Source organism: Allorhizobium pseudoryzae (assembly GCF_011046245.1).
Lineage (GTDB): Bacteria > Pseudomonadota > Alphaproteobacteria > Rhizobiales > Rhizobiaceae > Neorhizobium > Neorhizobium pseudoryzae.
In genome coordinates this window covers 336,021-350,579 of the sequence record NZ_CP049244.1, presented here as the reverse complement: position 1 = coordinate 350,579, position 14,559 = coordinate 336,021, and the positions used below count along the sequence as shown (strand labels likewise).

The window sequence follows — 14,559 nt, the reverse complement described above, 5'->3', positions numbered from 1 at the left end:
CGTGCAGGCACTGCGCGACTATCGGCGTCAAGGCGTACTCATCCGATACCTGAGATGCAAACGACAATTCCTCATTGATTCATGAATCAGATTCACGTTAATCAAGACCTATGATCGGTGGCGCGACACTCTCCATGCTGCGCAGTTTCGAAGCTGCAGCGCGATACGGCAACTTCAAAGGGGCCGCCGACGAACTGCGCCTGTCGCCCAGCGCCATCAGCCATTCCGTGCGTCAGCTTGAAGCGGCACTGGGCGTCCAGCTTTTCGAACGCGCCGGCAGAGGTGTGCGTCCGACCCTCGAAGGGCTTGCGCTTCTGTCACGGCTTTCCGTTGCCTTCGATGAAATCAGACGGGGCATCGAGGATGTCGGTCAGCGTGGGTCGGCGCTGCTGCGCATCCATTCCGCACCCAGCTTCGCAGCGCTTTGGCTTGCGCCGCGCCTGAAGCAATTCACCACGCGCCACGAGGGGATCGAGCTTCGCCTGTCGGCAGACACGCAATATGCCCGCTTCGCCACCGACGATTTCGATCTGGATATAGTTTACGGTCCTGTGCGGGCCGAAGGTGTGACCTCCCTCCTGCTGGGAGAAGAAGAAGTCGCACCCCTGTGCGCTCCCGCGATAGCGAACCAAATCGGATGCATCGATGATATTGCGCTTTTTCCGTTGATCCAGAGTGACCAGAAACAGGTGCGGTGGGACGATTGGCTCAAGGTCAACGGCATCAACAAGTCTTTGAACCGGGCATTGCGCTTCGATCGCAGCTTCATGGCCCTTTCCGCAGCCCGCAACGAACTCGGCATCGCCCTTGAATCAATGAGACTGGCCCAAGAGGACCTGTCAAGCGGCCGCTTGGTTGCACCGCTGTCGCAGGCAGGGGGACGACTTTACGACAGCGGCCACAAGCTGGTCATTCCACGCAACCGCCCGATCCGCAAGCCGGTGCGCCTCTTTGTCAAATGGTTGCTGGAGAGCCTGAACTTGCCTCCACATCTGGATGCCGCCATATCACTTGCGGCAACGGAAATGTCCGAATCTGGTAAAGCGAAAACGCCGCAGTCTGGTTAGGGATGAGGTCGTCGGCGGTACTGGAGGTCACCCGCGCTCATGGCGGGCGTGTCGAAGAGCGGATCATCTTGACCGCCCCTCCGCTGGCATCGTAAACTTAATGAACGAAAGGCGAGCGAAAGACGCTATCCGCACATATCTCTCATGCTCGGGGGCGTTGGTGCACGGATCGTTTAAGGGCGGTGATGTAGTCGGATTGGGTGGAAACAACCCAGCTGACTGATCATGCCTTTCAAACACAACGCCAGCCGCCGGCATCGTATCGGCAAGATGAAGTTTAAGGTGACGAACTGGCGGGAATACGAGGCAGGCCTGCGTCGGCGTGGCAGCCTAACCCTTTGGCTGACGCCGGAGGCACTATCGTGCTGGCAGGCACCAAAGCGGACAACACGCGGTGGCCAGCCCCGCTACTCCGATCTGGCGATCGAGACGGCACTGACGCTTGGTTTGGTGTTTGGGCTGCGGCTGCGCCAGACGGAAGGTTTGCTGACTTCGGTACTGAAGCTGATGGGCCTGGATCTCCCCGTTCCCGACCATACGACCCTGAGCCGTCGAGCCAGTAGGCTGAGAGTGCCGGACAAGCGGCACAATGATCGCATCCCTCAGAAGGGGCCCATCCACGTCCTGATCGATAGCACCGGCTTGCAAGTCTACGGCGCGGGGCAGTGGCTGGAGGAAAAGCATAGTGTCAAATCCCGCAGAGGTTGGCGAAAACTGCACCTAAAGCGTGTCGCGCCAAACCAGATTCGGTATTCCGGTTTGTTTGGATTTATGATTCATTTGCCCATGGAAGGAGAAGCGCCATGGGTAAGCCGCATCCGATAGAGTTGCGTGAGCGTGTCGTTGCGTTTGTGAACGAAGGCAATAGCAATCGGGAAGCCGCCCGGCATTTCCGGGTTTCGCCCCGGTTCGTCAACAACATGATGATCCTGCATCGTTCCTCTGGTTCTCTTCGCCCCGCCAGACAGGGCCATCCGCCTGGCAGTAAACTTTCGCCTCATGGGGAATGGATCAGAGAACGCGTTGCTCTGCATGGCGAAGTGACCCTGGACGAACTGTGTCTCGAACTGGCCGAGCGCGGCATCGACGTCCACCGCGCCACCGTCGGGCGGTTTCTACACCAGCTTGGGCTCAGCAATAAAAAAAAGCCTCAAGGCAAGCGAGCAGCGCAGACCGGAGATCGCCAAGGCGCGTGACCTTTGGATCAACCGCCGAAAGCGGTTCTTCAACAAGGCGTTGTCCCGTCTCATCTTTATCGATGAGACGTCCACGAATACCCGTCTGACAAAGCGCACCGGATGGTGTGCCAAAGGCAGCCGCTTTGCGGCTTACGCTCCCTTCGGCCACTGGAAGACGCAGACATTCATCGCCGGACTGCGCTGCCATGGCCTGACCGCGCCGTGGATCGTCGAGGGGCCCATGAACGGCCGCATCTTCGAAACATGGATCGAAACACAGCTTGCGCCGACACTGTCGCCCGGCGATGTTGTCATCCTCGACAATGTCGGCTTCCACAAAAGCGAGAAAGCCGAGCAGCTGGTCAAGGCGAAGGGCGCCTGGCTGCTCTTCCTGCCGCCCTATTCACCGGACCTGAACCCCATCGAAATGGCGTTCTCAAAGCTCAAGGCGCTCTTACGAAAGCGAGCCGCCAGAAGCTTCGATGCGATTGCCCAAGCCCTCGGCGACATCATCAGCCTCTTCTCCGTCACTGAATGCAGAAACTTTTTCCGCGCAGCAGGATATGAGGCAGAATAAATGCGACACGCTTTAGCGCTGGATGCCGACAGCGGCGACATCATCGCACACGTCATGACCGATCAGGAGGCCGGCGACACTTCACAGGTTGGGCCGCTGCTCGATCAGATGATCGACACGCCGATTGGCCAGTTCACCGCGGATGGCGCCTATGATGGCGATCCGACCTATGGCGCCCTTACCAATCACAGTCCTGACGCGGCGGTGATCATTCCGCCACGCGCCAATGCTGTGAAGCAACCTGACGCTGATCCCTCCAGTCAACGAGCCCGTCATATAGCCGCGATCAACGCCGACGGCCGGATGAAGTGGCAGGCCGCGACCGGCTACGGGAAAAGATCTTTGGTCGAGACGGCGATCGGCCGTTACAAATCAATCATCGGACGGCGGCTGCGGGCGCGCTCATTCGCGACCCAGCAGACGGAAGTCGCCATCGGCTGCGCTGTCCTCAATCGCATGCTGGCCTGCGCACGCCCGAAATCCGTCCGCTGCACAAAAGCTAACCCATAGAAGCAGCATCAAAGACGGAGTTCCGTTCTTTCAACGACCCACGCACCAAAGCCCATCGACATCATTTCCCGGTGTCTCGGAAAACGAATTTGCAAATCTCGCATTGGCCGAAGCGATTGGTATGGACGTGCCGGAACGCGAGCTCGTGGAACAATCGCAGTTCGAGGGTATCCCGGAGGAGTTTAAGACATTGTCCGACGGCAAAGTCCTCCTCGTCAAACGTTTCGATCGCTTTGCCGGTGGTGAGCGCGTCCATATCGAAGATTTCGCTCAGGTATTCGGCGTCTATCCGTCTCGAAAATATGAGGGGGCCGCCTATCATGACATCGCTGTGGCTATTGGGGTCGCCGTTTCTTCAGCGGCAGCCCTCGAGTTCGTCCGACGACTGGCTTTGGCTGTCCTGACAGGAAATGGCGACATGCACCTTAAGAATTGGTCGCTGATTTATCATGGGAAGGGCGACAAGCCGGCACTCGCCCCAGTCTATGATGTGCTCTCGACTGTCCCTTACATTCCGTCGGACGCCATGGCACTGTCGCTGGCCGGTGAAAGGCCGTTCAAGGCAATGAACGCCCAGCGATGGAAAGTCTTCGCTCATCGTGCGCGGCTGCCGGAAGCTGCTGTGCTGAAGGCTGTTACGGAGACGGTCGAGCGCGTCAATCAGTCTTGGTGGTCTCTGCCTGAACGAGCTGTTCTACCCGATAGAGTGTTGGAACGGGTTGATGCCCACATCAAGCTGATGTCGCCGATCCTCGGCACGTGCGCTGATTAGCAATTGGTGTTTTTCCGTAACGCGTTAGCAGTTTCGTGGCCCACCAGTACCGATCGGGTCGCCGGTTCATATCCGCTCAAGGCGCTGAACAATTCATACCGCGACCCTCTTCAGGGTAGCCAATCCGGCAACCCGAAAGCCAGCACTGGGAGCGAAAGCTGCTGGCAAGAGGTGATCTGAACATTATTAGTTGGAGTCGACGGCGTCTCTGCTATTCAAACCAGAAATCCTCTCAGATATGGGTTTAGTACGTTACGCTATCGCTACTGCGCAATCTGTGTTGAGTTCTTTCGGCAAACCTATGGCACATGAAACAAGCATCCTGTCTCGATTGCACCTCCAGGCACTGCGTCATCTTGAGGCGATTGTCCGCCTCAAGACATTTGAAGCGGCAGCACGGGAGCTGAACGTGACGCCGGGGGCAGTCAGTCAGCAGATCCGCCGCCTCGAAGAAAATCTGGGAGTTCCCCTTTTCCGGCGCCACGGAAATCGATCAGAGCCGACGGAAGCGGCGATACAAATCGCACAATCGCTCGGCGATGCATTTCGTGGAATTGAAGTCGCCTTGGAACAGGTCGTCGGCAGAGAGCTAAAGGCAATAAAGTTTAGAGTGTTCCAGACTTGGGCAAATCGTTGGCTGATACCGCGGCTGGACGCATTTTATCAGCAGCATCCTGGAATCGCTGTGGAGTTCGAGACCGGAATCGATACAGTGGACACTGATAGGCCTGACCTCGATATGGCGCTAACTGTGCGGACTGTCGAATCTGCAGGGCACAAGTTGATCCCACTTTTCACCCCTCATCTTTGTCCAGTCTGTACCCCGTCCGTGGCTGTTCAGCTGGGGCCGACACTCGATTTGGCGCGAGTTCCGCTGATTGCCTCCCGCAACCGTATGGCTGACTGGCCTCGATGGCTTGACAGAGCTGATCGGGCGGCGAATGACCAAACACCATTGCTTGTCTTTTCGAATTCGACACTCGTCTACGAGGCAGCCATGGCTGGCAACGGCTTGGCAATTGCCCAGGTCGAACTGGTGCTAAACGATTTGCTTGCGGGCCGGCTCGTTCGTCCCTTTCCGGAAGTTATCGAGGCGAACGAACCAATCTCAATAGTTCTACCGACGTCGCGTGCGCACCGCGGAGCCCCCATGGCGTTTCGGACTTGGTTATTGTCCGAGGCAGCTCTGCTGCGTGAGAGAACGGAGTCCTACCTAGCTGAAACGAGCTGAGGCGTAGCTGTGACATTCTGCATGAATGCGACGATCTGATCCGATACAGGGGGCGTCCGAAACGCCTCCGCGCCATGCCCGACCTTCGGTATGACCCGCAATGTGACGTCAACACCTTGTTCTATGAGCGCTGTCGCCATCTCTGCACTTTGGGTCCAAGGCAGGACACGGTCCTCGTGACCATGCATGATCAAGAACGGCGGAGCCTCCGATGCCACGAAAGTACGCGGGCTGATTTCGCGCAGCAGGTCGGGGCGTCCGGCTGGAGCCTCTCCGAACATTAGCCCGAGCGGGCTTTCTGGACTCGTCTGGTCGATATCGACCTTGCATTCGTCGCGCAGAAGTCTTGCCATGTCATAGGCTCCGTAGACCGCAACCACCCCACGAGGCGCAAAATGACTGACGGGCCGAAACGGCTCGTTTTCACGAGCGAGAACCGCAAGCGCTGCAAGATGCGCCCCTGCAGATGTGCCGGCCATAACAAGGCGATCGCAGTCGATCCCATAGCGATCGGCATGAGCAATCAAATGACGCAAACCATCATTCACGTCGTTAATCTGGGCGGGAAAACGGGCATGTTGCGCAAGGCGATAACCGATGCTTACGAGCGCGAAACCATGTTCTAAGACGAACATTGTCCGAACTGCCCGCCTGTCTCGCCGGGACCACGCCCCTGGGTGCAAAAACACCACGACCGGCATTGGCCGTGGTGCATTCTCCGGCAGATAAACGTCGTAGGATTGACGCTCGTGCGGACCAAAACTCACGTCGCGGATTACACATACGCCTGGTGGGACCGCCGGCAACGGGATATCAGTGCCTTTGTGCTGCGGTTTTAAGGAGGGTTGCATCATGAGTTCGTCTGCTTTCTCTGAAGTGGGCCCGGACGCTGCCCGGACCCTAGTTTGATCAACGGGGCAACTTGAAGCCGACCTTTGTTTCGTACCAGTTGGCGAGCCAAGCATAAGCGTCCGGCGAGAGATCAGTGACCGTGCCCCAGAGCGCCTGTGCATCTTTGCCGGTATAGAGCTGGTAGCCGCCCAAAGATTCCTTTGTCGCATCGCGGAAAGCCGGATCTCCTGCAACCTGAGAAAAGGCCTCGCTATACGCCTTGACTACCTCTCGAGTGGCGGAAGACGGGAGTACTATAGATTTGCCCGTCGTTATCGTCGCGCCCATCAAACCGAGATAGGCTTCGTATGCAGGACCCGAGAGCGGCTTGTCATGGACCTTCTGGTAGAGTTCAAGGAAGGTCGGGACGTCGGGGAAGTTTGGATCTCGTACGATTTTGCCGGACGGATCGATGATTCCAGTCGTCATGAAGGTTATCGCTTTTCCTTCGTCTACGAGCGGCTGCACGCTTCGCACATAGGCGGCGGTGGTCTGATGATCGACATTGAATTCGCCGCGCTCGAAGCCGATACGGCCTCCGCCGCGCTCCAAGCCCCACACCGATTTAATGTCGAAGCCGAGCAGATCAAATTGCAGGACCGTCATTATATCAGCAGAATCTTGACGCCCTCCGCCGAACACCAATTGGGCGCCTCTCATGCCTTCCACGTCGCCCTTTGCTCTGGCACCGGTCGTTGGAGAAACGTAGAAGATTGGTGCCATTGGCGCGATGAACACAGGAACGAATTCGTCGAACTGGAAATCGATCTGAGGCGATTTAAGTGTCTTTGCCAGGAAGATCGAAGATGACAGTGCTAGGATGTCCGATCCGTCGGACTTCGCGCGTCTAGCGAAGCGATTGGTTGAAGGTATGCCGCCACCGCCGGGCTCGTTACGGATGAGTACGGTTGGTTCGTTCTCCAATGCTTTCGTAAGATACGGCGCTACTGCCCGGACCAGAGTATCGCTGCCTCCCCCTTCGCCAAAGGGAACCGTAACATTGATCCGACCGATGGCCAGCTCCTGGGCCGCAGCAGGCAGGGCCAACGAAACCGCGATAGCTGTGGCTGTGATTATCGATTTAAAGTTCATAGTTTCCTCCTCATCAGTAATAGTCCCAGGGGTTTAGGCTCAGAACCCAGCCATCCGGAAGGTATGTCCCGGCCTGGAAGGTCAGGAACAGATAGACGCCCATGATGCCAACAACCCCGGCTGCGATCGCCAGCGGTTTGGCGCGCGCTTCGAAGGCAAGGAAAGCGCCTAGAAAAAGCGATGCACCTGCAAAGAAGCCAAAGCAGGCAATCAGCAGCACGGCGGTCACGACCCAGGCGATCGTATGAAGAAACGAAATAGAGTAGCGCGGACCTGTCACCCGCTGGTCTTCCAGCACAGAAGGGGTCCCTACCGCGAGCTGCCAGAGCAATATGAGAGCCGAGACCAGACCAATGCCCGCCGCAACCTGTGGGAACAGACGACCCAGCGGTTGCAGGTCATTGACCATGGCGAGCGCGCTGGCGAAGCAGACCGAAAGCAGTATGGGAAGGATAAACTGGACCGGCCTCGTTTTCGCTATTGCTTCAATTTCCTCGCGGTCTTCGGGCTGCTTCTGAAGTTGCTGCCAGACGGACGAAGCCAAAACCGCCAAGATAACAGCGAGCAAAACGAGAACGATCGGTCGGAAAAGGAACTCACCGAGGCTATACAATTGCGCTGTCTGATACAGCGACTTTTCGAGGTTTTGCTGTAGAACGAAGCCGATCAGAAACGCTGGGCGCGAGAAACCGAAGCGCCGCATAGCAATGCCAATGGCGCCGAAGACGAGAATAAGAAACAGGTCACGCGGATCGCGGTTGATCTGCAGCGTCGCAAAGGTGATGGCTACGATCAGAAATGGCGCGATCCATGCGAACGGGATGAGCGTCAGCTTTGCGAGGTGGCGCGCGAAAAGAAAGCAGGTACCGGCACCTATGATATTCGCGAGCGCGAGGCTCCATATCATCAAGTAGGTCAAGTTGATGTCTTGCGTCAACATGCCCGGGCCGGGTTGAATGCCGATCAGGATCAGCGCGGAAAGCAGCAGGGCTGTCGATCCGGACCCCGGGACGCCGAAAAGCAGAGTGGGCACCAATGCACCCCCCAGTACGGCATTGTTCGAGCTTTCAACCCCGATCACGCCCCGCACATCACCTTTGCCAAACATCGACTTGTCACGCGCTGAGCGTACGGTTTGGCCATAGACAATCCAGTCCACTACGGAGCCACCCACTCCGGGCATGGCGCCGACCAGGCAGCCGACAATAGCTGAACGGAATACGATCCATTTGTTGCGAAGAACATCGACGACGCCTTGGCGCATACCGCTTCCAAGGCTCGGGCGATCGGATATAGAACGGTTTTGCTGAATGAGGTCCACAATTTCCGGGATGACGAAGACCCCGATCACACAGGCGAGCAGGGGTAGCCCTTCACTCAGATAGAACAGGCCGAGATCAAGGCGCTGTTCGCCGCTTGCAGGCGCGAACCCAATAGAAGCCGCGAGCATGCCGAAGGCGCAAATCGAAATGCCTTTTGCGAGGCTTTTACCCGACAGTGCCGCCACGCTAGCTACGCCGAAGAGAATCATCATAAGTATCTCCGGCATGCCGAACCAGAGAATGACCTGTTTCGCCCCTTGCAGCGTTAAGGTCAGGACAAAGGCACCAAACAGGCCGCCGATAACCGAGCTTAGAAAGCCGGCCGCCAGTGCACGCGCGCCTTGCCCGTTCTTCGCCATCGGAAAACCGTCAAGGACTGTTGCTTGCGAGGAGGCCGAACCTGGGACACCCAGGAGTACAGAGCTAATTGTGTCGCCGGTGCTGACGGTCGCCAGCATTCCGATCGCCATGGCCATGGCAGCGGCCGGTTCCATGCCGTACAGGAACGGGATCAGTAGCGACATTCCTGCCGCGCCGCCAAGGGCAGGCAAAATCCCCACAAACAGGCCGAGCAATGCGCCGAACAATAAGTATAAAAGCGCGGATGATCCCACCAGCGTTTGAAAAGCTTCTAACATGTTTCCTCCCATGCTCGCCGATCAGGCGCGCACCCGACATTGGCGCGAATTTACATCCACAAAAAGTGAAATGATCTAACCGTAGCTATAGAAAAACTAAAGCTATCGCGCGCGAGTTGAGCCTCCAAGCAGTCTTGCCAAAGGCAGCTTCGCACGAGGATAGCCAGCGGGCGAGGCGGGAACTCCTTCGTCAGTCCATGAACGGTCTGTCGCCTGGTCTGCCAAAATCAAGAGGCAGGCCACGCTCGGTCTCGGATCTAGAATGGGTAGGACTCGCATGCGGAGTTCTCTGCCAGGTCCATCCAGTTCCGTGACTACCACACTGTCGCCTACCGTTCTGCAAACTCGTGAAAGCAGGGTGGTCTCCAGCCAACTCACCCCGGCACCAACAAATTGCGCAGGCCAGCGCGCCGGTTCCACTGGAAATGGCTTCAACGGGCTCTTGTTTCCGACCAGCGCTCTGGCATGGCATGCGAACAAGGCGTCGCTCGCACCGAGGGCTGATCATCTTTTCACATCACATTGTGCGCTATCCGGTTGATGCGGATCGAATCGCCCGTGGAAGTCGAGTGCTGCTGAGCAGCACCAGAGCTACTTAGCGACCCAGATTTCTGGGCTTGATTAGCAGCTCGCAGTACGGCGCCTGCGTGATAGCTCGCAGCGCGTCAAACGCCGGGTATTCCGAAAGCACGGCTGCAGCACTGTCGTTCCATAATTATGCTTACCCTGCACAAGATAAAATATTATTTTATAACAACAATAATGGCTGAAAGACGCAATTTTAATTGCCATACATCCATTTTGATCAGCGGATAACGCGACGGCTCATCACCTGCCGCAGAGCTGTTTCGAAGGCGCTGGGACTGGTGAGCTCGAGGGATTCGTGTCGGGACGACGTCAGCCGATTATACACAAACCGGGTCCATAGTGTGACTGTATACCCGGTATCGTGACGTTTGGACAACTCGGAAACAGGACTTGAAGCGACAAGAACGAGCGCCCCCGGACGATCCAGTCCTGAAGCAAACCAATCCCGCTCTCTTCTGATGGCGTCCTGGCGCAGGTCCGGATCTTCCACGATCAACCCGCAAGGGGTCCGCTAGCGAGCTGCGGCCGCTTCGGCATTCGCCTGCGCTGTGATCGCGCCCGCCCCTGCGCCCCGTCGGAGCCATCGAGCGGGAATTGGCCCGCTCCCAGATGGAGCCTCTCAAATGTCACACGATCTTTCTCTTGCACAGTCCCACGCCTTCCAGCTTTGCCGCGACCTGATGGTCCCGGTCACCGTCTTCGAAGTCGACGGCGAGTATGGCGTCCTTCCTTCTGACGAGATCGACGCAGGCGACGACCTCGAGGTCATCCATGAATTCCATCCATGGGGGGCTCATTGAGCCCCGTTTTTGCCGTTCCGGCTGCCGCTTGCGAGCCAGCGGCCGCAAGGGAAGCTCCGCCGCGCCTGATCGCCCATTTGTCGGATCTTACAATTGCCAGGCGCGCCCTTGCAGCCTTTGCTCTTCGCGCCTTTCGGAAAGTGGTCCCGCATGTTGCGGGAGGAAGCGAGAGGAAGGGTCAACCGCCATGCGGCCGGAAACGAACATGAAGAGAGAAGAGATCGAACGTCTTCGCGAAACTGTCGGCTGCCAGGCGGTGCTGGAAAATGCCGGGTTTGCCCTTGATGTGAAGGAAAGTACGAAACGTGCGATGAAGTATCGCCGAGGTGGGGAGATCATCATCGTCACGCATGCCGGGCGTGGATGGTTTGATCCTCTAAGTGACGGGAAAGGTGACGTCTTCGGCCTGATGATCGCGCTTGAGGGGTGCGATTTTTTCGAAGGGTGCCACCGTATCGCCGATCTGTCCGGTTTCCAGCTATCGAACACACTGTGGCTTCAGGGCGACGGAGGGCATAAGTCCCTCCGATCCATCGCCGAGGACTGGGCCGACCGTCGAGCGCCATGGCCAAGTTCGGCCACCTGGCGTTATCTCCGGTGGGATCGCAGCCTCCCCGCCTTCGTCATTCGCGCAGCGATCAATCGCAATCTTCTGCGGGAGGGCCCCTATGGCAGCATGTGGGCTGCCCATACCGACGACGGCGGTGCCATCAGCGGATGGGAAGGGCGTGGCCCCGAATGGCGCGGCTTCGCCACGGGCGGGAGCAAGATCCTGTTTCGTCTTGGTGACGGCCGGGCCAATCGTCTTTGTGTTACCGAGGCCGCGATCGATGCCATGAGCCTTGTTGCAATCGAGGGGATGCGAGAGGGAACACTCTATCTCAGCACGGGCGGCGGATGGGCGCCGGCGACTGCGGCAGCGCTGCAGCGCCTTGCCGCGGCGCCGGACACTCAGCTGGTTGCAGCGACAGACGGCAATTCTCAGGGCGATGCCTTTGCGGATCGGCTCCGTGCTCTGTCCGAGGATGTCGGCTGTGCCTGGCTTCGTTTGCGGCCACCCGCAGACGACTGGAACGAGGTCCTGAAGGAACGGGAAAAGGAGAAGAGCGAAAGAAGAAGAGGAATAGGAGGCGTGCCGCATGCCGGCCCGCCACGTCAAGGGAAGCTTCGCCCGGCTGCGCCGGCCCTTGACCCGGCCGACCGGCAATTCGGCGTTCCGGAAGGTGTCTTGAAGGACTGAAGAAAAAGACGAGGTCGCTAGGATCTCGGCGCTTCGGTCCGCAACATCGCAAGGAACAACCAATGTCCGCCCCTATCTCAATCCGCAAAGTGTATGAGGGGTGTGCTACCCGTCAGCAGATGTTTTCGATCGTGTCCCATGGAGTGGTGTAGCTGGATTTCATAGCCATCGGTGATTTCCGGTAGGGTCGGGTTGTTCAAGACCAACCTGAGGGACACCACCGATGACCGACGACATGATGAACCTGCGCTCACTTGTTGAGAAGAGCGCCGACGCCGATTTGCTGCGCGAGATGATCGGCTTTGCTGCCGAGAAGCTGATGGCGCTGGAGGTCGGCACAAAGACCGGCGCGGGCTATGGCGAGAAGAACGGCTTCCGACTTGCCCAGCGCAACGGCTACCGCGACCGAGACTGGGAGACACGCGCGGGCACCGTCGAGCTGCGCATTCCTAAGCTTCGCACAGGCAGCTACTTCCCGAGCTTTCTTGAACCGCGCCGCATGGCGGAGAAGGCCCTGACGGCGGTCATCCAGGAAGCCTATATCCAAGGCGTTTCGACCCGATCCGTCGATGATCTCGTCAAGGCCATGGGCATGTCGGGCATCTCCAAGAGCCAGGTATCGCGGCTCTGCGAAGAGATCGATGACAAGGTCAAAGCCTTCCTCGATCGCCCCATCGAAGGCGAGTGGCCATACCTGTGGATCGATGCCACCTACCTGAAGGTTCGTCGCGGCGGTCGTATTGTCTCTGTTGCGGTCATCATCGCCGTGGGTGTGAACACCGATGGCCGACGCGAGGTGCTCGGCATGGAAATCGGCACGTCGGAGGCTGAAGCTATCTGGACCGAATTCCTGCGCAAGCTGACCAGACGAGGCCTGCGTGGCGTCAAGCTCGTCGTCTCCGATGCACATGAGGGCATCAAGGCCGCGGTGTCGAAGGTGCTCTCGGCCACCTGGCAGAGGTGCAGGGTTCACTTCATGCGCAACGCGCTGGCCCATGCAGGGAAGAGCGGACGGCGCGTCGTCTCCGCCTTCATCGCCACGGCGTTTGCCCAGGACACGCCCGAGGCCGCAAGCACCCAATGGCGTAATGTCGCCGACCAGATCAGGCCGAAGGTGCCGAAACTCGCCACGCTGATGGATAGTGCCGAACAGGATGTGCTCGCATACATGACCTTTCCCAAGCAGCACTGGACCAAGCTCCACAGCACTAATCCGATCGAACGCCTCAACGGCGAGATTAAGCGCCGCACAGAGGTTGTCGGCATCTTCCCCAACGATGACGCCATCGTCAGGCTCGTGGGGGCGCTGCTCCTCGAACAAAACGACGTGTATGGACCGCTCCCGGTTTGCAAGGAGTAATTTGAACGTCACGGCAGAGACGGTGCTTGCGGTCGTGTATCCGGCCTGTTTATGCGAGCCGCTCGGCCGCTGGCCTTGATGGTATTCGCGGATCGGCGGCCAGACAAATGGACGAGCTCATATGGCTCGCATCGTTTCATGGGCCTTTGCCGAACCCGGATCATACCGGTTTGCCATCACATTCGCTTACCCTCGCAAGCCAGCACTGATCATAGGAACAGTGCTGAAGCTGTTATGCTGCAGACGGTGCCGCCGCAATTGGTTTGCGGTACTTTTCTTCACGCGTCAGCATTGCCCACAAGGCGCGTGCCGTTTTGTGCGCGACGGCGACAGCGGTGACGTTGGTCGGTCGGCGTGCCGCCAGTGCAACCAGCCACGGACGAGGCGTCACGTTATTGCGGAACAGCGTTCCGACAATCGCTCTTGCGCCATGGATTAGAAGCGCCCGCAGATATCGGTCGCCTCCTTTACTGATCCTTCCGATCCGCTCTTTTTTCCCGCTTGCATGCATCCTTGGGGTCAATCCAAGCCAGGCCGCAAAATGCCGCGCCGACTGGAACTGACGACCATCTCCCACAGCGGCAACGATAGCGCTCGCCGTGATTGGGCCAACACCTGGCGCAGTCGCCAGACGAAGGCTGTCTTCGTTGCTCTTATGCCACTCGACAATCTGTCGTTCGACAGCAGCAATTTGTTCTTCAAGTACATCGATATGATCAAACAGGGTATTGATAGCTTGGCAGGCGATCGCTGGTAGGTGGTCTGGCGTCATTGCGTTCATGCGCTGCCGCAACTCTGACATGCGGTAGCGGCCTTTTGATGTGATCAGCCCAAACTCACCAACCAATCCCCGCACAGCGTTGATCGATGCTGTTCGCTGCCGAACCAGCAATGAACGAGACCGATGCAAAACGAGCACTGCCTGCTGATCTCGGGTCTTGATTGGAACAAAGCGCATGCTTGGCCGACCCGCCGCCTCACATATCGCCTCTGCGTCTGCCGCGTCGGTCTTATTCCGTTTGACATAGGGTTTGACGTATTGCGGCGGAATGAGCCGAACATCATGTCCAAGAATAACCAGCTCACGAGCCCAGTGATGGGCGCTGGAGCATGCTTCCATCGCGATCAGGCAAGGAGGCAGCTTGGCGAAATATGCAAGCAACTCACTTCGTCCAAGGCGACGGCGCAGAACGGTTTGACCGGCCTCATCAACGCCGTGCGCTTGAAAGATTGTTTTTGCAAGGTCGAGACCAACGGTAACAACAGGCATGGAAACGCTCCTTCTGGCTAAAA

General features: G+C 58.0%; 9 protein-coding genes and 4 pseudogenes. 8 read left to right on the top strand and 5 right to left on the bottom strand.

All coding sequences use genetic code 11. From position 1 onward, the window contains the following. Nucleotides 1-134 precede the first annotated feature (134 nt). The 6 genes and pseudogenes from G6N78_RS20575 to G6N78_RS20550 all read left to right on the top strand — a co-directional run bounded on the left by G6N78_RS20575 (nt 135) and on the right by G6N78_RS20550 (nt 5,335). Nucleotides 135-1,067 (top strand): LysR substrate-binding domain-containing protein, encoded by a 933-nt coding sequence (locus tag G6N78_RS20575; protein ID WP_230831444.1) that lies wholly within the window; start codon nt 135-137, stop codon nt 1,065-1,067. Nucleotides 1,068-1,292: 225 nt separating this feature from the next. Further along, a pseudogene (locus tag G6N78_RS20570) lies at nt 1,293-1,790 on the top strand (IS5 family transposase); the annotation flags it as partial. A gap of 80 nt (nt 1,791-1,870) precedes the next feature. Continuing rightward, nucleotides 1,871-2,822 (top strand): IS630 family transposase gene (locus tag G6N78_RS20565; protein ID WP_165221754.1). Its coding sequence is split into 2 segments (ribosomal slippage): nt 1,871-2,203 and nt 2,205-2,822, totalling 951 coding nucleotides; the frame shifts between segments, so codons are not numbered across the junction. A gap of 12 nt (nt 2,823-2,834) precedes the next feature. After that, nucleotides 2,835-3,332, top strand: a pseudogene (locus G6N78_RS20560) (transposase); the annotation flags it as partial. A gap of 52 nt (nt 3,333-3,384) precedes the next feature. Continuing rightward, nucleotides 3,385-4,104 (top strand): annotated as a pseudogene (locus tag G6N78_RS20555) (type II toxin-antitoxin system HipA family toxin); the annotation flags it as partial. 238 nt (nt 4,105-4,342) lie between these two features. Beyond that, nucleotides 4,343-5,335 carry a LysR substrate-binding domain-containing protein gene (locus G6N78_RS20550; RefSeq protein ID WP_165223238.1) on the top strand — a complete coding sequence of 331 codons (993 nt, stop codon included), beginning with the start codon at nt 4,343-4,345 and terminating at the stop codon, nt 5,333-5,335. On the opposite strand, the gene G6N78_RS20545 is transcribed toward G6N78_RS20550, so the two are convergent. The 4 genes from G6N78_RS20545 to G6N78_RS20530 form a co-directional block, all read right to left on the bottom strand. Then, entirely contained in the window at nt 5,314-6,189 is an 876-nt protein-coding gene (locus G6N78_RS20545) for an alpha/beta hydrolase (protein WP_165223235.1), read from the bottom strand. The two genes, G6N78_RS20550 and G6N78_RS20545, sit on opposite strands and share 22 nt — an antisense overlap. A 55-nt stretch (nt 6,190-6,244) precedes the next feature. After that, nucleotides 6,245-7,318: a type 2 periplasmic-binding domain-containing protein gene (locus G6N78_RS20540; RefSeq protein ID WP_165223232.1), complete on the bottom strand. Its 1,074-nt coding sequence runs from the start codon at nt 7,316-7,318 to the stop codon at nt 6,245-6,247. 13 nt (nt 7,319-7,331) lie between these two features. Beyond that, nucleotides 7,332-9,278, bottom strand: a complete 1,947-nt coding sequence (locus G6N78_RS20535) for a tripartite tricarboxylate transporter permease (RefSeq protein WP_165223229.1) — start codon at nt 9,276-9,278, stop codon at nt 7,332-7,334. 1,214 nt (nt 9,279-10,492) lie between these two features. Next, nucleotides 10,493-10,639: a hypothetical protein gene (locus tag G6N78_RS20530; RefSeq protein WP_165223226.1), complete on the bottom strand. Its 147-nt coding sequence runs from the start codon at nt 10,637-10,639 to the stop codon at nt 10,493-10,495. A gap of 232 nt (nt 10,640-10,871) precedes the next feature. Here G6N78_RS20530 and G6N78_RS20525 point away from each other — a divergent pair, with 232 nt between their 5' ends. After that, on the top strand, nt 10,872-11,906 hold the full coding sequence (locus tag G6N78_RS20525) for a DUF3991 and TOPRIM domain-containing protein (RefSeq protein ID WP_206531679.1): 1,035 nt from the start codon (nt 10,872-10,874) through the stop codon (nt 11,904-11,906). A gap of 223 nt (nt 11,907-12,129) precedes the next feature. Continuing rightward, nucleotides 12,130-13,233, top strand: a pseudogene (locus G6N78_RS20520) (IS256 family transposase); the annotation flags it as partial. Nucleotides 13,234-13,498: 265 nt separating this feature from the next. Here G6N78_RS20520 and G6N78_RS20515 read toward each other — a convergent pair. Then, nucleotides 13,499-14,536 (bottom strand): IS110 family RNA-guided transposase, encoded by a 1,038-nt coding sequence (locus tag G6N78_RS20515; RefSeq protein WP_165223220.1) that lies wholly within the window; start codon nt 14,534-14,536, stop codon nt 13,499-13,501. Nucleotides 14,537-14,559: the final 23 nt, after the last annotated feature.

Excerpts from the sequence above, each read along its gene's own strand:
- G6N78_RS20515 (WP_165223220.1), bottom strand. The coding sequence starts at position 14,536 with ATGCCTGTTGTTACCGTTGGTCTCGACCTTGCAAAAACAATCTTTCAA.
- G6N78_RS20530 (WP_165223226.1), bottom strand. The coding sequence starts at position 10,639 with ATGGATGACCTCGAGGTCGTCGCCTGCGTCGATCTCGTCAGAAGGAAG.
- G6N78_RS20550 (WP_165223238.1), top strand. The coding sequence starts at position 4,343 with ATGGGTTTAGTACGTTACGCTATCGCTACTGCGCAATCTGTGTTGAGT.
- G6N78_RS20540 (WP_165223232.1), bottom strand. The coding sequence starts at position 7,318 with ATGAACTTTAAATCGATAATCACAGCCACAGCTATCGCGGTTTCGTTG.
- G6N78_RS20545 (WP_165223235.1), bottom strand. The coding sequence starts at position 6,189 with ATGATGCAACCCTCCTTAAAACCGCAGCACAAAGGCACTGATATCCCG.
- G6N78_RS20575 (WP_230831444.1), top strand. The coding sequence starts at position 135 with ATGCTGCGCAGTTTCGAAGCTGCAGCGCGATACGGCAACTTCAAAGGG.
- G6N78_RS20525 (WP_206531679.1), top strand. The coding sequence starts at position 10,872 with ATGAAGAGAGAAGAGATCGAACGTCTTCGCGAAACTGTCGGCTGCCAG.
- G6N78_RS20535 (WP_165223229.1), bottom strand. The coding sequence starts at position 9,278 with ATGTTAGAAGCTTTTCAAACGCTGGTGGGATCATCCGCGCTTTTATAC.